The sequence below is a fragment of the Paenirhodobacter sp. genome (assembly GCF_041916475.1).
GTDB lineage: Bacteria > Pseudomonadota > Alphaproteobacteria > Rhodobacterales > Rhodobacteraceae > Rhodobacter.
In genome coordinates, this window is the sequence record NZ_JAYRZN010000002.1 from 72,122 (window position 1) to 88,758 (window position 16,637).

General features: G+C 66.0%; 14 protein-coding genes. 8 read left to right on the top strand and 6 right to left on the bottom strand.

Annotation, left to right across the window (positions count from 1 at the left end; genetic code table 11):
- Positions 1–186: 186 nt before the first annotated feature.
- Complete coding sequence (gene thrS / locus ACOMG5_RS01280) at positions 187–2,151, bottom strand: threonine--tRNA ligase (RefSeq protein ID WP_420341961.1); 1,965 nt, start codon at positions 2,149–2,151, stop codon at positions 187–189.
- Positions 2,152–2,308: 157 nt separating this feature from the next.
- Here thrS and ACOMG5_RS01285 point away from each other — a divergent pair, with 157 nt between their 5' ends.
- The 3 genes from ACOMG5_RS01285 to ACOMG5_RS01295 all read left to right on the top strand — a co-directional run bounded on the left by ACOMG5_RS01285 (position 2,309) and on the right by ACOMG5_RS01295 (position 4,880).
- Positions 2,309–3,010 carry a hypothetical protein gene (locus ACOMG5_RS01285; RefSeq protein WP_420341962.1) on the top strand — a complete coding sequence of 234 codons (702 nt, stop codon included), beginning with the start codon at positions 2,309–2,311 and terminating at the stop codon, positions 3,008–3,010.
- A 329-nt stretch (positions 3,011–3,339) separates the two neighbouring features.
- On the top strand, positions 3,340–4,086 hold the full coding sequence (locus ACOMG5_RS01290; RefSeq protein WP_420341963.1) for an alpha/beta fold hydrolase: 747 nt from the start codon (positions 3,340–3,342) through the stop codon (positions 4,084–4,086).
- Positions 4,087–4,163: 77 nt separating this feature from the next.
- Positions 4,164–4,880 carry an alpha/beta fold hydrolase gene (locus ACOMG5_RS01295; protein ID WP_420341964.1) on the top strand — a complete coding sequence of 239 codons (717 nt, stop codon included), beginning with the start codon at positions 4,164–4,166 and terminating at the stop codon, positions 4,878–4,880.
- A gap of 15 nt (positions 4,881–4,895) precedes the next feature.
- Here the strand turns inward: ACOMG5_RS01295 and ACOMG5_RS01300 are convergent, their stop codons facing one another.
- The 3 genes from ACOMG5_RS01300 to ACOMG5_RS01310 are packed head-to-tail and all read right to left on the bottom strand — an operon-like array spanning position 4,896 to position 7,592.
- On the bottom strand, positions 4,896–5,279 hold the full coding sequence (locus ACOMG5_RS01300) for an NUDIX hydrolase (protein WP_420341965.1): 384 nt from the start codon (positions 5,277–5,279) through the stop codon (positions 4,896–4,898).
- Positions 5,276–5,836: an acetolactate synthase small subunit gene (ilvN, locus tag ACOMG5_RS01305; RefSeq protein WP_420341966.1), complete on the bottom strand. Its 561-nt coding sequence runs from the start codon at positions 5,834–5,836 to the stop codon at positions 5,276–5,278. Before ilvN ends, ACOMG5_RS01300 begins: the two co-directional genes overlap by 4 nt.
- 10 nt (positions 5,837–5,846) lie before the next feature.
- Positions 5,847–7,592, bottom strand: coding sequence for an acetolactate synthase 3 large subunit (locus tag ACOMG5_RS01310; RefSeq protein WP_420341967.1), 1,746 nt, complete (start codon positions 7,590–7,592; stop codon positions 5,847–5,849).
- A 476-nt stretch (positions 7,593–8,068) separates the two neighbouring features.
- Here ACOMG5_RS01310 and ACOMG5_RS01315 point away from each other — a divergent pair, with 476 nt between their 5' ends.
- Both ACOMG5_RS01315 and ACOMG5_RS01320 read left to right on the top strand, forming a co-directional pair.
- On the top strand, positions 8,069–8,638 hold the full coding sequence (locus tag ACOMG5_RS01315) for a TRAP transporter small permease subunit (RefSeq protein WP_420341968.1): 570 nt from the start codon (positions 8,069–8,071) through the stop codon (positions 8,636–8,638).
- Positions 8,638–10,359: a TRAP transporter large permease gene (locus tag ACOMG5_RS01320; RefSeq protein ID WP_420341969.1), complete on the top strand. Its 1,722-nt coding sequence runs from the start codon at positions 8,638–8,640 to the stop codon at positions 10,357–10,359. Before ACOMG5_RS01315 ends, ACOMG5_RS01320 begins: the two co-directional genes overlap by 1 nt.
- 412 nt (positions 10,360–10,771) lie before the next feature.
- On the opposite strand, the gene phaZ is transcribed toward ACOMG5_RS01320, so the two are convergent.
- On the bottom strand, positions 10,772–12,049 hold the full coding sequence (gene phaZ, locus ACOMG5_RS01325; RefSeq protein WP_420341970.1) for a polyhydroxyalkanoate depolymerase: 1,278 nt from the start codon (positions 12,047–12,049) through the stop codon (positions 10,772–10,774).
- A 101-nt stretch (positions 12,050–12,150) separates the two neighbouring features.
- On the opposite strand from phaZ, the gene phaC reads away from it, so the two are divergent.
- From phaC to phaR, 3 genes are all read left to right on the top strand, one after another.
- Positions 12,151–13,944 carry a class I poly(R)-hydroxyalkanoic acid synthase gene (gene phaC / locus ACOMG5_RS01330; RefSeq protein ID WP_420341971.1) on the top strand — a complete coding sequence of 598 codons (1,794 nt, stop codon included), beginning with the start codon at positions 12,151–12,153 and terminating at the stop codon, positions 13,942–13,944.
- A 162-nt stretch (positions 13,945–14,106) separates the two neighbouring features.
- Positions 14,107–14,562: a Phasin gene (locus tag ACOMG5_RS01335; protein WP_420341972.1), complete on the top strand. Its 456-nt coding sequence runs from the start codon at positions 14,107–14,109 to the stop codon at positions 14,560–14,562.
- Positions 14,563–14,719: 157 nt separating this feature from the next.
- Positions 14,720–15,268 (top strand): polyhydroxyalkanoate synthesis repressor PhaR, encoded by a 549-nt coding sequence (phaR, locus tag ACOMG5_RS01340; RefSeq protein WP_420341973.1) that lies wholly within the window; start codon positions 14,720–14,722, stop codon positions 15,266–15,268.
- A 3-nt stretch (positions 15,269–15,271) separates the two neighbouring features.
- Here the strand turns inward: phaR and xylB are convergent.
- The coding region (gene xylB / locus ACOMG5_RS01345) for a xylulokinase (RefSeq protein WP_420341974.1) at positions 15,272–16,637 on the bottom strand (1,366 nt) is incomplete at its 5' end.

Below are 16,637 nucleotides of genomic sequence, written 5' to 3' on the forward strand. Positions count from 1 at the left end.
GGGCGATATTGCCGCCGGACCGTGCAGCCAGGTCTTTCGGGTCTTCCGGCTGCCCGTTGAAGGGCCGGTAGGAAAGTCTGCTCTCACGCAAGACTGAAGCCTGCCATAGCAAAGACAAAAATCAACGAAAAACGCCGCGGGAGGCCGGGGCCCCCCGCGTGTTGATCGTTTTTGGAGCTTTGCCCGTTAATTGGCCACGGGGCGCAGATCGGGGGCCAGGGCTTCCGCGGAAATCTCGGCGAGAATCGCCGAAAGCGGCGCGGTTTCGGTCCGGTTTTCGCCCAGGCGGCGGACGGAAACGGTGCCTTCTTCGACCTCCTTCATACCCACGGCAAAGATATAGGGCACCTTGCCGAGGCTGTGCTCGCGGACCTTGTAGTTGATCTTCTCGTTGCGGATATCGGCCTCGGCGCGGATGCCCTGCGCGCGCAGCTGTGCCACCACGTCGCGCACATAGTCATCGGCGTCCGATACGATCGAGGCCACCACCACCTGCCGCGGCGCGAGCCAGAGCGGCAGCTTGCCCGCGTGGCTCTCGATCAGGATGCCGATGAAGCGCTCGAAGGAGCCGAGGCAGGCGCGGTGCAGCATGATCGGCCGGTGCCGGTTGCCATCGGCGCCGATGAAATGCGCCTCCAGCCGCTCGGGCAGGTTCGGGTCCACCTGCAGCGTGCCGCATTGCCAGTCGCGCCCGATCGCATCGGTGAGCACGAATTCCAGCTTCGGGCCATAGAAGGCGCCTTCGCCTTCCTGGATCTCGAAATCGTAGCCCGCGGCCTTGCAGGCATTGCCGAGCGCCGCTTCGGCGTGGTCCCAGCTCTCATCGGTGCCGATGCGCTTTTCGGGCCGGGTGGAGAGCTTGATCCGCCATTGATCGAAGCCGAGGTCCGAATAGACCGAGGCGAGGAATTCGATGAATTTCTTCGTTTCCGCCTCGATCTGCTCTTCCATGCAGAAGATATGCCCGTCGTCCTGGGTGAAGCCACGCACCCGCATGATGCCATGCAGCGCGCCCGAGGGCTCGTAGCGCGCGCAGGAGCCGAATTCGGCGATGCGCAGCGGCAGGTCGCGGTAGGATTTGATGCCGTGGTTGAAGATCTGCACGTGGCAGGGGCAGTTCATCGGCTTCAGCGCGTTGACCACCTTCTCCTTCGCGCCTTCCTCGTCCACCTCCACGATGAACATGTTCTCGCGGTAGTTCTCCCAGTGGCCGGATTTCTCCCACAGCACGCGGTTCACCACCTTGGGGGTGTTCACCTCCACATAGCCGTCGCGGTTCTGACGGCGGTGCATGTAGTTTTGCAGCTGGGTGTAGATGGTCCAGCCGTTAGGGTGCCAGAACACCTGGCCCGGCGCTTCCTCCTGCATGTGGAACAGGTCCATCTCCTTGCCGAGCTTGCGGTGGTCGCGCTTGGCGGCCTCCTCCAGCATGGTCATATGCGCCTTCAGCTCGTCGCGGGTGCGGAAGGCGATGCCATAGATGCGCTGCAGCATCGGGCGCGTGCTGTCGCCCAGCCAGTAGGCGCCGGCCACATGGGTCAGCTTGAACGCATCCGCCGGCACCTGCCCGGTGGATTGCAGATGCGGGCCGCGGCACAGGTCCTGCCAGTCGCCGTGCCAGTACATCCGCAGGTCCTCGCCCTCGGGGATCCGGTTCACCAGCTCGATCTTGTAGGGCTCGCCGCGTTCCTCGTAATAGGCCAAGGCCCGGGCGCGCTCCCAGACCTCGGTGCGGACCGGGTCGCGGGCGTTGATGATCTTCTTCATCTGCGCCTCGATCGCGCCCAGATCCTCGGGAGTGAACGCCTCGGCGCGGTCGAAATCATAAAACCAGCCATAGTCGCGCACCGGGCCGATGGTCACCTTCACATCGGGCCACAGCTCCTGCACGGCGCGCGCCATGATATGGGCGAGGTCATGGCGGATCAGCTCCAGCGCCGGCACCATGTCCTTCAGCGTGTTGATGGAGATCCGCGCATCCTGCGCGATCGGCCATTGCAGGTCATAATGCTGGCCGTTCACCTGCGCCGAGATCGCGGATTTCGCGAGCGATTTGGAGATCGATTCGGCCACTTCGCCCGCGGTGATCCCGGCGGGATAATCGCGCTTGTTGCCATCGGGGAAGGTGAGGGTGATCTGGGACTGGGACATCTGGTCCTCCTCGTCGGTTTGGCGCCCACGGAGCGCCCGGTTGCGGGTTATGTTGGCTGCGGTATGCGCTGTGGCGGCGGCGCTGTCAACGCGGGGCTTTCGGGGGTGCGGTTAGGGTTTTGTTAACCATGGCGCGCTCCAATGCGGCATGCGTGGCGTGATCCTCCTTCTCCTTGCCCTCCTGGGCGGCCTGACAGCGGAGCGCGCTGCGGCGGGGCCCTGGGCGCGCACGCCCGGGGAGGTGTTCGCCACCATCAGCCGCGAGATCCGGAAAGGCACGCACTGGGACGCGCTCTATGCCGAATACGGCTGGGGGGAGCGGATGACGCTGGTGCTCGATGCCGGGCGCAGCGCCTCGGGCGGCTGGATTGCAATTTCGGCGCTGCGGGTGCCACTGTGGACGCTGGGGGCGCATCGCTTCGCAGCCAGTATCGGTGCCGGGATCGAGCATGTGGTCTATCCCGACATGCCGCTCGATACCGACCCGCAGGCGCTGATCGACCTCGGGCTTGCGCCCGCGGATTACATGATGCTGCAGGCGGGGCTGAGCTGGGGCATGAGCTTCGACAGCCGCTGGGGCCCGGGCTGGGCGGCGGTGGACGGCACGCTGCGCCAGGCGGTGAGCGCGAACCGCGAGGAGCGCAAGCTCGATGCGACGGTGGGGGTGAACCTGAGCGAGCGCCGCGCGGTCTTCGGCCAGATGCAGTATTCCGACAACCGCTTCGATTCCGCGCAGATACGGCTCGGGGTCGGCTGGGTGGAGCATTTCGGGCCGCTGGCGGTCGAGGCGGGCCTGGGCCAGCGGATCCTGAACGATGGGGAGGCCGATGCGAAGATCGGTCTGTGGCTGACCTTCTGAGCATCTTTGCCGGTGCTGGGAGACGGCAGGACTGGGGGATCTGGCGGGGCGCTGCTGCGCCGGTTGTGGCCTGAGCGAACGCGCGGGCGGTCTGGGCCGCGGGTGGCTCAAAGGGTTCGGGTGATCGCCAGTCTTGGCTGGGGGCGCAGCATTTGCGCTGAGTGCAGGATTTGCGCTGAGTACGGGCGGCGCGGCAGGCCGCAGGATATGCGGTGGTGGTCCCTGCGGTTGTCCGGGGCGACCCGAGTGACGGGGCGGGCGTGTTACTGGGCGGGCGAGTTGCGGGGCGGGGCGGCGCGGGCTAGGGTGCGGCGCAACCGGAGGATGCCATGACCGAGTTCATCACCACGCCGCAAGGGCGGCGCATTGCCGTGAAGCGTCAGGACGGCGCGGGGCCCGGGATCGTGTTTCTGCACGGGCTGAAATCCGACATGGAGGGCACCAAGGCGGTGGCGCTGGCAGAATGGGCGGCGGCGCAGGGGCGGGCGTTTCTGCGCTATGATGCTTCCGGGCATGGCCAGTCCGGGGGGCGGTTCGAGGAGGGCGCGATCGGCGACTGGTTCGAGGATGCGCTGGCCGCGATCCGCGCCTGCAGCCGCGGGCCGCAGGTGCTGGTGGGCTCCTCCATGGGGGGGTGGCTTTCGCTGCTGATCGCGCGGGCGCATCCCGAGCTGGTGGCGGGCATGGTCACGATCGCGGCGGCGCCGGATTTCACCGAGGACGGGTTCTGGGCCTCCTTCACTGCGGCGCAGCGCCAGGCGCTGGCGCGGTTCGGCCATGTCGATCTGCCCTCCGATTATGGCGCGCCCTACCGGATCAGCCAGCGGTTGATCGAGGAGGGGCGCGGGCGGCTGGTGCTGCGCGATCCGCTGGCGCTGCCGATGCCGGTGCGGTTCCTGCAGGGCACGGAGGACAGCTCCGTCCCGGTGGAGACGGCGCTGCGGCTGTTTGGCCATGTCAGCGGCCCCGACATCCGGCTGACGCTGGTGAAGGGGGCCGATCACCGGTTTTCCACCCCGGACAACATGGCGCAGATCGAAGCCGCGGTGCAGGAGGTGCTTTCGCGCATCGGTTGAGCGGAAATCGCGCCCCGGGGGCTTTCCCTCGGCGCGCGGCTGCGGCACTAAGCCTGCGCGATCCAAGAGAGGGTGTCATGTCGGCCGATCCGCTGGTCTTCCTTCCGGGCTTCATGTGCGATGCGCGCCTGTTCTGGCATCAGGTGGTGCATTTTTCCGCGACGCGGATGGTGATCTGCGTGCCGCTGGAAGGCGATACGATCGAGGAAATGGCGGACCGGATCATCCCGCGCCTGCCCGAGCGCTTCACCCTGGTGGGCCATTGGCTCGGCGGCGTGGTGGCGATGGAAATCCTGCGCCGGATCCCGCACCGGGTGGCGGAGATCGTGATGATCGACGTCTCGCCCCTGGCGGAGAGCGCGCAATTCGCCTCGCAGCGCGAGGACCGGATCATCCGGGCGCTGAGCGGGCGGCTGGACGAGGCGGTGCTGGAGGAGGTGCCGGCGAGCACGCTGGGCGAGGGCGAGGGGGCGCTGGCGGCGCAGGCGATGCTGCTGGAGATGGCCGAGGCGCTCGGCCCCGAGGCCTTCGCGCGACAGTCGCGCGCGCTGATGCGGCGGCCGGACCTGCAGCGTGCGCTACGCTCCGCGCGGCAGCGGGCGCTGCTGATCTGCGGTGAGTTCGACACGATCTGCCCGCCGCGGCGCCACGAGATCCTGACCGAGCTGATGCGGCTGGCGGAATTCCGGCTGGTGCGCGGGGTCGGGCATCTGGCGCCGCTGGAGGCGCCGGAGGAGGTGACCCGGCTGATGGAGAAATGGTTCGCGATGGCGCGCAAGGTGCTGGACGACTGAGCGCGCGGCGGGACGTCAGGCCAGCGGCAGGATATGGTCGCGCGTGAGCGGGGCGAGCGGCAGGCTAGGCGCGCGCGGATCCACCCAGGCGATTTCGGCAATCTCGGCGGCGCGGTGCAGCGCGGTCTCGGTGAGCGCGATGCGGTAGATCTCCGCCGAGACGGTATAGCCCGGCTCGTTCGCCGCGGGGGCCTCGAACCGGCCGACATAGGCCGGCATATCGGGCGCGATGTGCAGCGCCAGCTCCTCGGCCAGCTCGCGGCAGAGCGCCGCGCGCGGGTCCTCGCCGGGCTCGATCTTGCCGCCTGCCTGCATGAAGGCCCCGGCGCCCCGCTTGCGCACCAGCAGGGTGCGCCCGTCGGGGGCCGAGAGGATGGCGGCGGCGATATCGAGGATCATACGCCGCGCGGGAGCGCCGCGACGCCGGTGCGGGCCACGTCGATCAGGCCGAGCGGGCGCATCAGATCGGCGAAGGCGTCGATCTTCTCCGGCGTGCCGGTGATCTCGAAGACGAAGCTTTCCAGCGTCGAATCCACCACATTGGCGCGGAAGATATCGGCGAGGCGCAGCGCCTCCACCCGCTTGTCGCCGGTGCCCCTGACCTTGAACAGCGCGAGTTCGCGCTCGACCGGGGTGCTCTCGACGGTGAGGTCGATCACCTCATGCACCGGCACGATGCGGCCGAGCTGCGCCTTGATCTGGTCGATCACGGCCTCGGTGCCGCGGGTCACCACGGTGATGCGCGAGCGGTGGCCCTTGTGGTCCACCTCGGCCACGGTGAGGCTGTCGATGTTGTAGCCGCGGCCGGAGAACAGGCCGATCACGCGGGCAAGCACGCCGGCCTCGTTGTCCACCATCACCGCGAGCGTGTGCGAGCGCACCGCCTCGGGGTGGTGGTCGCGCAGGTCGTAGGCGGAATGCGAGGTTGCGCCCTTCTTGATGTTGAGTGCGGACATGACTTCCTCCTCAGACCAGCACGGCGCCGGATTTGAACGCCTCGGCATCGGCCGAGAGCAGCATTTCATTGTGCGGCTTGCCCGAGGGGATCATCGGGAAGCAGTTCTCGTGCTTCTCCACCAGGCAGTCGAACAGCACCGGCCCGTCATGCTCGAGCATCGCCATGATCGCATCGTCGAGCTCCTTCGGATCCGAGCACTGGATGCCCTTCCAGCCGAAGGCCTCGGCCAGCTTCACGAAATCGGGCAGCGCCTCGGACCAGCTCTGCGAATAGCGCTCGCCATGCAGCAGCTGCTGCCACTGCCGCACCATGCCGAGGCGCTCGTTGTTCAGGATAAACTGCTTCACCGGGGTGCGGAACTGGGTGGCGGTGCCCATTTCCTGCATGTTCATCAGCCAGCTGGCCTCGCCCGCGACGTTGATCACCAGCGCGTCGGGATGGGCGATCTGCACCCCGATCGAGGCCGGGAAGCCATAGCCCATCGTCCCGAGCCCGCCCGAGGTCATCCAGCGGTTCGGCGCATCGAAATGCAGGTATTGCGCGGCCCACATCTGGTGCTGGCCGACTTCGGTGGTGATGTAGCGGTCGCGGCCGCGGGTCAGCGCCTCCAGACGCTCCAGCGCATATTGCGGCTTGATCGTCTTGTCGGAGGGGGCATAGGCGAGGCAGTTCACCTGCTTCCAGCCGTCGATCTGTGCCCACCATTTGGCCAGGCCCTCCTTGTTCACCTTGCGCCCGCGCGCCTTCCAGATCTTCAGCGCGTCTTCCAGCACATGGCCGACATCGCCGAGGATCGGCAGATCCACGCGGATGATCTTGTTGATCGAGGAGGCGTCGATATCGACATGCACCTTGGTCGAGCGCGGCGAGAAATCGGCGATGCGCCCGGTGATGCGGTCGTCGAAGCGGGCGCCGAGGTTGATCATCAGGTCGCAGTCGTGCATCGCCAGGTTGGCCTCATAGAGACCGTGCATCCCCAGCATGCCGAGCCAGTTCCTGCCCGAAGCCGGATAGGCGCCGAGCCCCATCAGCGTCGAGGTGATCGGGAAGCCGGTGGCATCCACGAGCTCGCGCAGGAGCTGTGCGGCCGCCGTGCCCGAATTGATCACCCCGCCGCCGGTATAGAACACCGGGCGCTCCGCGGTCTCCATCAGCTCGACCAGCTTGGTGATGGCCTCGATATCGCCCTTCACCCGGGGCTGGTAATGGTCCACCTTCGCGACCTTCGGTCCGGTATAGGTGCCGGTGGCGAACTGCACGTCCTTCGGCAGGTCGATCAGCACCGGGCCGGGGCGTCCGGAGGTGGCCACATGGAAGGCCTGATGGATGGTCTCCGACAGCCCGTCGGTGTCCTTCACCAGCCAGTTGTGCTTGGTGCAGGGGCGGGTGATGCCGATCGTGTCGGCCTCCTGGAAGCCGTCGGTGCCGATCATGAAGGTGGGCACCTGACCCGAGAACACCACCAGCGGGATCGAATCCAGCAGGGCGTCGGTCAGGCCGGTCACCGCATTGGTGGCGCCCGGGCCCGAGGTCACCAGCACCACGCCCGGCTTGCCGGTGGAGCGGGCATAGCCCTCGGCCATGTGCACCGCGGCCTGTTCGTGGCGGACGAGGATATGACGGACGTCGTTTTGCTGGAAGATCTCGTCATAGATGGGCAATACCGCGCCGCCCGGATAGCCGAAGATCGTATCGACCCTGTGGTCCTTCAGCGCCTGCACCACCATTTTCGCGCCGGTCATCTGCCGTTGCATCCGTCTCTCCATACCCTTGCCCCGGAGGGCGCCCGCGATCGCAATAAAAAACCCCCGCTGTTCGGGCGGGGGCGCATGGGAACCATCATGGTCAACCGTTACCGGCCCATGCGCCAAACCTGTACGATGACAATAAGCGAAAGCATCGCTGGCCCCTTCATTGCGTTGCCGGGACATTATTGGCGGCGAAAACGGCCGTCAACGCCAAAATCGCAAAGAAAGTGTCCCTGTGATGCGATTTTTCGTTCTAAAATTGCGCAAATGGGCCGCTGGCTGGGAATTTCCTGAAAACCGGCGGGAAAGGGAGGTGTTTTGCCGGGGCGGCGCCCCGCCCAGAGGGGCGACTCGGCCCCTGACGCGGCGGAAGGTCATGAAATCTGACCAAAAAGCCCAATTTTCTTGACGTTCCGGGCAAGACCGGCCAAGGACTGCGCACTGCCCCGAAGGGGCCAAACTCTTCAATGGGAGGAAGACTGATGGGCGCACTGATTGCCCTCTCACGTCTGATCGACCGCATCACGGACACGATCGGGAAATCGGTGTCGTGGCTCATTCTGGTCGCCATTCTGGTGGCGGCGGCGAACGCGGTCGTTCGCAAGGTTTTCAACACGTCGTCGAATGCGTGGCTCGAGCTGCAATGGTATCTGTTCGGCGCGGCCTTCCTGCTGGCCGCGGCCTATACGCTGAAGCAGAACGAGCATATCCGCATCGACATCCTCTATGGCGCGCTGAGCCGGCGCAAGCAGCACTGGATCGACCTGTTCGGCCATGTGGTGTTCCTGATGCCGATGGTCTGCCTGATGATCTGGCTGCTGGTGCCCTATGCGCTGATGTCGTTCCGCTCGGGCGAGATGTCCACCAATTCGGGCGGGCTGATCATCTGGCCGGCGAAGGCGCTGCTGCTGATGGGCTTCGTGCTGCTGTTCTTCCAGGGCCTGTCGGAAATCATCAAGAAGATCGCGGTCATGCGCGGCCTGATCGACGATCCGTTCCCGCCCGAGGAGGGGTATGACATGGATCCCGTCGCCAAGGAGGAGATGCGCTGATGCTGGAACTTATCGCGCAGAACATGGCGCCGATCATGTTCGCCTCGCTGATCATCTTCCTGATCCTGGGCTATCCGGTGGCCTTCGCGCTGGCCGCGAACGGGTTGCTGTTCTTCTTCGTGGGGGTGGAGCTCGCGCCGCTGTCGGGGGGCAGCATCAACCTGAGCTGGCCGCTCCTGTCGGCGATGCCGGACCGGCTCTGGGGGGTGATGTCGAACGACACGATGCTCGCCATTCCCTTCTTCACCTTCATGGGCATCGTGCTGGAGAAATCCGGCATGGCCGAGGATCTGCTCGATACGATCGGGCAGTTGTTCGGCCCGGTGCGCGGCGGGCTCGCCTATGCGGTGATCATCGTGGGGGCGCTGCTGGCGGCCACCACCGGGGTCGTCGCGGCGTCGGTCATCGCGATGGGGCTCATCTCGCTGCCGATCATGATGCGCTATGGCTACGACCGCTCGCTCGCTTCGGGGGTGATCGCGGCTTCGGGCACGCTGGCGCAGATCATTCCGCCTTCGCTGGTGCTGATCGTTCTGGCCGACCAGCTCGGCCGGTCTGTGGGCGACATGTATGCCGGCGCGATGATCCCGGCGCTGGTGCTGACCGGGTGCTATGCGCTCTATATCCTGATCATGTCGATCGTGAAGCCGAAGTCGATGCCGGCGCTGCCGCCGGAGGCGCGCACGCTGGGCTCGGGGGTGATGTCGCTGTTCGTGACCGTCGCGATCGGCGTCGGCGTGTTCTTCGCGGCGGAAAACCTGATCGACAAGAACCACGGCAAGGATTCGATGATGCTGGCGTTCTGCGCCGCGGTCATCGTCTGCTATGTGCTGGCGCTGCTCGACAAGGGGCTGAAGATCAACCGGATGTCGCGGCTCGCGCAGCAGGTGATCATCGTGCTGATCCCGCCGCTGGCGCTGATCTTCCTGGTGCTGGGCACGATCTTCCTCGGCATCGCCACGCCCACCGAGGGCGGCGCTATGGGGGCCGTGGGCTCGCTGATCCTCTCGGCGGTGAAGGGGCGGCTGAACATGACGGTGGTGCGCGAGGCCCTGGCCGCCACCACCCGCCTTTCGGCCTTCGTGATGTTCATCCTGATCGGGGCGCGGTTCTTCTCGCTCACCTTCTATGGCGTGAACGGGCATCTGTGGGTCGAGCATCTGCTGACCTCGCTGCCGGGCGGCGAGACGGGCTTCCTGCTGGTGGTCTCGGCGCTGGTGTTCTTCCTGGCGTTCTTCCTGGATTACTTCGAGCTCGCGTTCATCATCGTGCCGCTGCTCGCGCCCGCGGCCGAGAGCCTCGGCATCGATCTGATCTGGTTCGGGGTGATCCTGGGGGTGATGATGCAGACCTCGTTCATGCATCCGCCTTTCGGCTTCGCGCTGTTCTTCCTGCGCTCGGTCGCGCCGAAGGTGCCCTATCTGGACAAGGTCACCGGCAAGAAGATGCCGCCGGTGAAGACCTCGGAGATCTACTGGGGGGCGGTGCCGTTCCTGGTGATCCAGCTCGCGATGGTGGCCGCGGTGATCCTGTTCCCGGGGATGGTGATGCACTACAAGGGCAAGCCGGTCGATACCTCCAATATCGAGATGAAGCTGCCGGAGATGCCGGGTCTCGGCGGGGGCCTCGGGGGCGGTCTCGGGGCGCCGGGGGGCATGGGCCTGCCGCCGCTGGGTGGGCTGCCTCCGCTCGGTACGCCGCCCGCGCCCGCGCCGAACTGAGGCTGGCCAGAAAGCAGAACGCGCCCCTTCGGGGGCGCGTTTTCATTTGGTCTGGGCGGACGCGAGGAGGCCGTTTGCTTAGAGGGGCTACGCCGTTTTGCGGCTTGGGCTGGGGCGCGGGGCGGACTTGATCCTGATCCGTGCAGAGGCGTGGCATGGCCCTGCGCAGTGGGCGTGAGCGGCCATCCGGTAACAGGCAGGAAAACGGCCGCGCGCCTCGGATGCGGGATATCTACAGAGAGGTCGGAACACGGCCTGCGACATGGCCCCACGCCCAAAGGGCATTGGTATTGTCGCCATGGCTGCCGCAGATCCTCGGGCGCCGCTTCGCCCGCGAGGCGGCACGCCGGTTGATGAAATCCTGTGCCGTAGAGATTCCGGGCCCCGCTCCGCGTGGGGCGGGGCCCGGATATCAGGCTGCGCGGATGGGCGTGCGGCGGCGGCGCGTGCCGGGGTTGGCATCGTCCTGATCGTCGAAGAACTGGATCAGCTTCGGGCGGATGTGGTTGCGCCAGCTCGAGCCCGCGAAGATACCGTAATGGCCCGCGCCCGGCTCCAGGTGGCTGGCCTTCTTCGCCTCCGGCAGCCCGGTGCAGAGCCGCAGCGCCGCCACGCATTGCCCCGGCGCGGAGATGTCGTCGTTCTCGCCCTCCACGGTGAACACCGCGGTGGTGCTGATCCGGCCGAGGTCCACGGGCTTGCCTGCGACCGTGAAGCTGTTACGCCCGATCTCGACGTTCTTGAAGATCCGCTCCACCGTCGAGAGGTAGAACTCGGCGGTCATGTCCATCACCGCCAGATATTCGTCGTAGAACACATTGTGGCGGTCGCGCTCGGAGCCGTCGCCCTTCGCCTCGGCGACGATCTTGTCCTGGAAGGCGCCGGCATGGGTGTCGAGGTTCATGGAGATGAAGGAGGCGATCTGCATCAGCCCCGGATAGACCAGCCGCCCGGCGCCGCGATATTTGAAGCCCACGCGCTGGATCACCAGCTGTTCGAGCTGCCCCATGGTGACGCGGCGCCCGAAATCGGTGACTTCGGTATCGGCCGCGTCCGGATCGACTGGCCCGCCGATGAGCACCAGCGTGCGCGGCTGCGCCGCCGGATCCTGCTGGGCCAGCATAGCCGTCGCGGCAAGGGCGAGCGGCGCGGGCTGGCAGATCGCCACCACGTTGATATCGGGCCCGAGGGCGCGCATGAAATCGACGAGGTAGAGCGTGTAATCCTCGATGTCGAACTTGCCTTCGGAGACGGGGATGTCGCGCGCGTTCTTCCAGTCCGTCACATAGACGTCGCAGTCGGGGATCAGGCTTGCGACCGTGGCGCGGGTGAGGGTCGCGTAATGGCCCGACATCGGCGCGACCAGCAGGACCCGGCGCTTCATCGGCGCGCGGCCGTGGACCTTGAAATGGATCAGCGTGCAAAACGGCCGGTCGAGCACCGCCTCCTCATCGACGACGTGATCGCGGCCGTCCTCGGAGGGCACCGTTCGGATGCCCCAGTCGGGCTTGATCACCATGCGCGCAAAGCTGCGCTCGGTGACCCGTCCCCAGGCCGAGAGAAGCTTGAACATCGGATGCGGTGTCAGGCCCCAGGCCGGATAGGAGGCCATGGCGCGCGCCGAAGCTCCCATCCATTCGTTGGTGTTTCTGATGGTCTCCATCAGATCGTAGCTCATCATGCCTTTCATCGCATCTCCTGTCCGCCGGCGCGGCGCGGCGAAACGCCGCTTTGCTCTTGAATTACCGTGACACTGTGCTTTTCTGAACAAAATAAAGGGGGGAGCCTGACATGACAACAGCTGACGGAGTGCCATCCGCCGCTTCTGAGAGGATGAAGGCCAACCTTGACAGGATTGAGGCGCTGACGCGGCGTCTTATGGAAGCCCTGTCGCAGCGGCGCGCGCCGAATCCGGCGCTGGAGGGGCCGGGGCTGGACTTATATCTGAATACCAGCGCCGCGATGATGAAGGAGATGGCCGACAACCCGGCGCGGATCCTCGAGGCCCAGGTGAATTTCTGGGGCCAGGCGATGAAGCATTACGTCGAGGCGAGCCATATTCTGGCGCAGGGCGTGCTGAAGCCGCCGCCCGATCCGGGGCCTTCGGACAAGCGCTTCACCAATCCGCTTTGGAACAGCCATCCCTATTTCAACTTCGTCAAGCAGCAGTATCTGATCTCGGCGCGGGCGGTGGAGGATGCGGTCGCGCGGATCGAGGGGCTCGATGACGTCAGCCGCCGCCGCCTGGAATATTTTGCCAAGCAGATCATCGACATGATGGCGCCGACGAATTTCCTCGCGACCAACCCCGATGCGCTGGAGCGCGCGGTGGCGACGGAGGGCGAGAGCCTGGTGCGCGGGCTGGAGAACCTCGTGCGCGATCTGGAGGCCAATGGCGGCGACCTGCTTGTGACGCTGGCGGACCGCGACGCCTTCCGGGTGGGCGAGAACATCGGCACCGCCGAGGGCTCGGTCGTGTTTCGCAACCGCATGTTCGAGCTGATCCAGTACAAGCCCACCACCGACACCGTGCACAAGGTGCCGCTGCTGATCTTCCCGCCGTGGATCAACAAGTTCTACATTCTGGACCTGAAGCCCGCGAACAGCCTGATCCGCTGGCTGGTGGATCAGGGCTTCACCCTGTTCGTGGTGAGCTGGAAGAACCCGGACCCGAGCTATGCGGATGTGGGGCTCGACACCTATGTGACCGAGGGCTACCTGACCGCGATCGATCAGGTGAAGGCGATCACCGGCGAGAAGAAGATCAATGCCGTCGGCTATTGCATCGCCGGCACCACGCTGAGCCTGACGCTCGCGCTCATGGAAAAGCGCAAGGACCGCTCGGTGGCGTCGGCCACGTTCTTCACCACGCTCACTGATTTCTCCGATCAGGGCGAATTCACCGCCTATCTGCAGGACGATTTCCTGGCCGGAATCGAAGCGCAGGTGCGCATGGACGGGGTGCTTTCGAGCTATTTCATGGCGCGCACCTTCAGCTTCCTGCGCGCGAACGACCTGATCTATCAGCCGGCGATCCGCAACTACATGATGGGCGAGGCGCCGCCGGCCTTCGACCTGCTCTACTGGAACGGTGATTCGACGAACCTGCCGGGGCGGATGGCGCGCGAATATCTGCGCGGCCTGTGCCAGCAGGACCTGTTCACCACCGAGGGCCTGCCGCTGCTGGGCGAGGTGCTGAAGATTTCGGATGTGAAGGTGCCGCTCTGTGCGGTGGCCTGCGAGAGCGACCATATCGCGCCCTGGATCGCCTCGTTCAACGGGGTGGCGCAGATGGGCTCCGCCGACAAGACCTTCATCCTCTCCGAATCGGGCCATATCGCCGGGATCATCAACCCGCCGAGCAAACGCAAATATGGCCATTACACTTCCGAGGCGCCGATCGCGAATGTGAACGAATGGAAGGGCCATGCCACGCGCCATGACGGCAGCTGGTGGCCGCGGTGGGGCGAATGGCTGGCGCTGCGCTCCGGGCCTCGGATTGCGGCGCGCGTGCCGGGGGTCGCGGGGCATCCGGAATTGATTCCGGCGCCGGGTGAATACGTCCGCGAAATCGTCAAGGTCTGACGTTTACGCAAGCGTAAATTCGGCGGAAAATCGCCGACTTAGCTTCTGCAGTGCAGCAATTTCTCTTGTAATGCTGCACTGCAGCATTTATCGTAATGAAGAGCGGTTGGCCCCGCGCAGATTTCCTGAATTCCTGGCCGCACAATCGGAGCGATAGACAGAATGGCGAAGACCCAAGATTTCACCAAGATCCTTCAAGACATGATGGCTTCGATGCCGGTGGATGCGTCGAAGTTTCAGGATGCGTTCAAGACCCAGGCCGCGATGAGCGAAAAGATGGCCAAGGTCGCGCTGGATGCGGCCGAGAAATCGACCGAGATCTCCTCGAAATGGGCCAAGGACGCGATCTCCAAGATCGGCACCCTGGCGACCAAGAAGGAAGAGCCGGCCGATTACGCCAAGGCGCTCAGCGATTTCGCCTCCTCCTCGGCCGAGATGGCTGCCGAGAACCTCGCTGCCTTCGCCGAAGTGGCAAAGAAGGTGCAGATGGAAACCGTGGAGCTGATGCTGGCTGCCGGCAAGGACTTCTCCGAAGACGCGACCGCGGCCGTCAAGAAGGCGACCGAGGAAGTGACCGCGGCTGCGAAGAAGGCGACCGCCGCGGTTCAGCCGAAATAAGAGAACCTCCCGCGATCCGGTCCGCTCCTCCCGGCCGGAGAACGGACTTGGGGCAGGGCAACCTGCCCCTTTTCTTTTGTTGCTTTTGCATAGCAGCAAAGCCTACTCTTTCTGCACCGCCGTAATAGCCAGGCGGCGCAGCCAGGGAGGTGAAGACATGGCCGATGACGCGAAACCCCTGTTGATCAAGCGTTATGCCAGCCGCAGGCTGTATAATACCGAGACATCGGATTATGTGACGCTCGAAGATATCGCGGGGTTCATCCGCGCCGGGCGCGAAGTGCAGATCGTCGATCTGAAGACGGGCGACGACCTGACGCGGCAGTATCTGCTGCAGATTGTCGCCGAACACGAGAGCCGGGGCGAGAATGTCCTGCCCGTCGATGTGCTGACCGATCTGGTCCGCAGCTATACCACCCAGGCGCAATCCGTGGTGCCGCAGTTCCTCGCGGCCTCCTTCGAGATGCTGCGCGAGGGGCAATCGAAGATGATGGAGAATTTCGGCGGCTTCCCGAATCCGATGGCGTCGATGCCGGGGTTCGAGGCGCTGCAGCGCCAGCAGCAGGCGTTCCTGAAGTCGATGATGTCGGGCTGGGCCTCGACCGCACCCGAGCTCGACCCGCAGGGTGGCACCACCGACCGCGAAGAGCTGAACGCGATCAAGAAGCAGCTCTCCGACCTGCAGGCGAAGCTCTCCAAGCTCTAGCGCTCAGCGGGCGCGGTAGGCGGCGCGGAACTGCTGCAGCTTCTCGGCATAGGCCGGGGCGAGGCTGTGGTCGGGTTCGACCTCCGCCGCGATCCGGGGCCGGGTACAGACGGCGGCCGGGTCTGCCCCCGTCGCCGCCATCAGCCCAAGCCGCGCCGCGCCGAAGGCCGCGCCGTAATCGCCGCTTTCGGGCAGCAGGAGCGGCCGGCCGAGCGCGGTGGCGATGGCTTTGAGCCAGTAGCGCGAGCGCGCGCCGCCCCCGAGCGCGAGCAGGGTTTCGGGATCGGAGCCCGAGGCCCGCAGCGCCTCCAACGTATCGGCAAAGGCAAAGGCCACCCCTTCGAGCACGGCCTGGGTCAGCTCCGCCCGGCCGGTGCGGGCTGAAAGGCCAGAAAAGGCGCCGCGCGCGGCCGCATCGTTGTGTGGCGTGCGCTCGCCGGTCAGATAGGGCAGGAAGGTCTCCTCCGCGGGGGCGCGCAGCTCGGGGCCAAGCGCATCGGTGAGGGCGGCCGGCGTGGCGCCGAGGATGCCCGCGAGCCATTCGAGCGCCGCCGAAGCCGACAGGATCACCCCCATATGCTGCCACATGCCGGGCAGGGTGTGGCAGAAGGCATGGACCGCGCGGGCGGGATCCGGGGCGAGGCGGCGGCTTGGCGTCAGGATCACCCCGGAGGTGCCGATCGAGACGAAACCCTGCCCCTCCACGACAGATCCTGCGCCCACCGCCGTGGCCGCGCCATCGCCCGCGCCGCCCGAGACCACCGTGCCCGGGCGCATGCCCCATTCGGCGGCGACCTCCGCGCGCAGCCCGCCCGCAGGCGCGCTGCCCTCGACAAGGGGCGGCATCTGCGCGCGCCGCATCCCCGAGGCTGCGAGCAGGGCATCGGACCAGGCGCGCGCGCCATTGTCGAACCAGGCGGTGCCGGCCGCATCCGACATATCGCCGATTTTTTCGCCGGTGAGCCACAGCCGCAGGTAATCTTTCGGCAGCAGCACCATCGCCACGCGGGCGAAGGCTTCGGGCTCGGTCTCCGCCATCCAGACGAGCTTCGGCGCGGTGAACCCCGGGAAGACCACATTGGCCGAAATCGCGCGGAACTGCGGATCGGCATTCAGCCGCCGGGCCTGGGCCTCGGAGCGGCTATCGTTCCACAGGATTGCGGGGCGGATCACCCGGTCCCCGGCATCGAGCACCACCGCGCCATGCATCTGCCCGGAAAGGCCGATCCCCTCCACGCCGGAGAGGTCATGTGCGGCGGCCAGCTCCGCCATCGCCTCCCGCATCGCGGTGATCCAGGCGGCCGGATCCTGCTCCGACCAGGAGGGATGCGGCCGCGCGACCGTGAGCCGCCGCGTGGCGGTGCCCAAT

Bases quoted from the DNA above. Each gene is read 5' to 3' on its own strand.
- thrS (WP_420341961.1), bottom strand. From the start codon at position 2,151: ATGTCCCAGTCCCAGATCACCCTCACCTTCCCCGATGGCAACAAGCGC.
- ACOMG5_RS01290 (WP_420341963.1), top strand. From the start codon at position 3,340: ATGACCGAGTTCATCACCACGCCGCAAGGGCGGCGCATTGCCGTGAAG.
- ACOMG5_RS01295 (WP_420341964.1), top strand. From the start codon at position 4,164: ATGTCGGCCGATCCGCTGGTCTTCCTTCCGGGCTTCATGTGCGATGCG.
- ACOMG5_RS01300 (WP_420341965.1), bottom strand. From the start codon at position 5,279: ATGATCCTCGATATCGCCGCCGCCATCCTCTCGGCCCCCGACGGGCGC.
- ilvN (WP_420341966.1), bottom strand. From the start codon at position 5,836: ATGTCCGCACTCAACATCAAGAAGGGCGCAACCTCGCATTCCGCCTAC.
- ACOMG5_RS01310 (WP_420341967.1), bottom strand. From the start codon at position 7,592: ATGCAACGGCAGATGACCGGCGCGAAAATGGTGGTGCAGGCGCTGAAG.
- ACOMG5_RS01315 (WP_420341968.1), top strand. From the start codon at position 8,069: ATGGGCGCACTGATTGCCCTCTCACGTCTGATCGACCGCATCACGGAC.
- ACOMG5_RS01320 (WP_420341969.1), top strand. From the start codon at position 8,638: ATGCTGGAACTTATCGCGCAGAACATGGCGCCGATCATGTTCGCCTCG.
- phaZ (WP_420341970.1), bottom strand. From the start codon at position 12,049: ATGAAAGGCATGATGAGCTACGATCTGATGGAGACCATCAGAAACACC.
- phaC (WP_420341971.1), top strand. From the start codon at position 12,151: ATGACAACAGCTGACGGAGTGCCATCCGCCGCTTCTGAGAGGATGAAG.
- ACOMG5_RS01335 (WP_420341972.1), top strand. From the start codon at position 14,107: ATGGCGAAGACCCAAGATTTCACCAAGATCCTTCAAGACATGATGGCT.
- phaR (WP_420341973.1), top strand. From the start codon at position 14,720: ATGGCCGATGACGCGAAACCCCTGTTGATCAAGCGTTATGCCAGCCGC.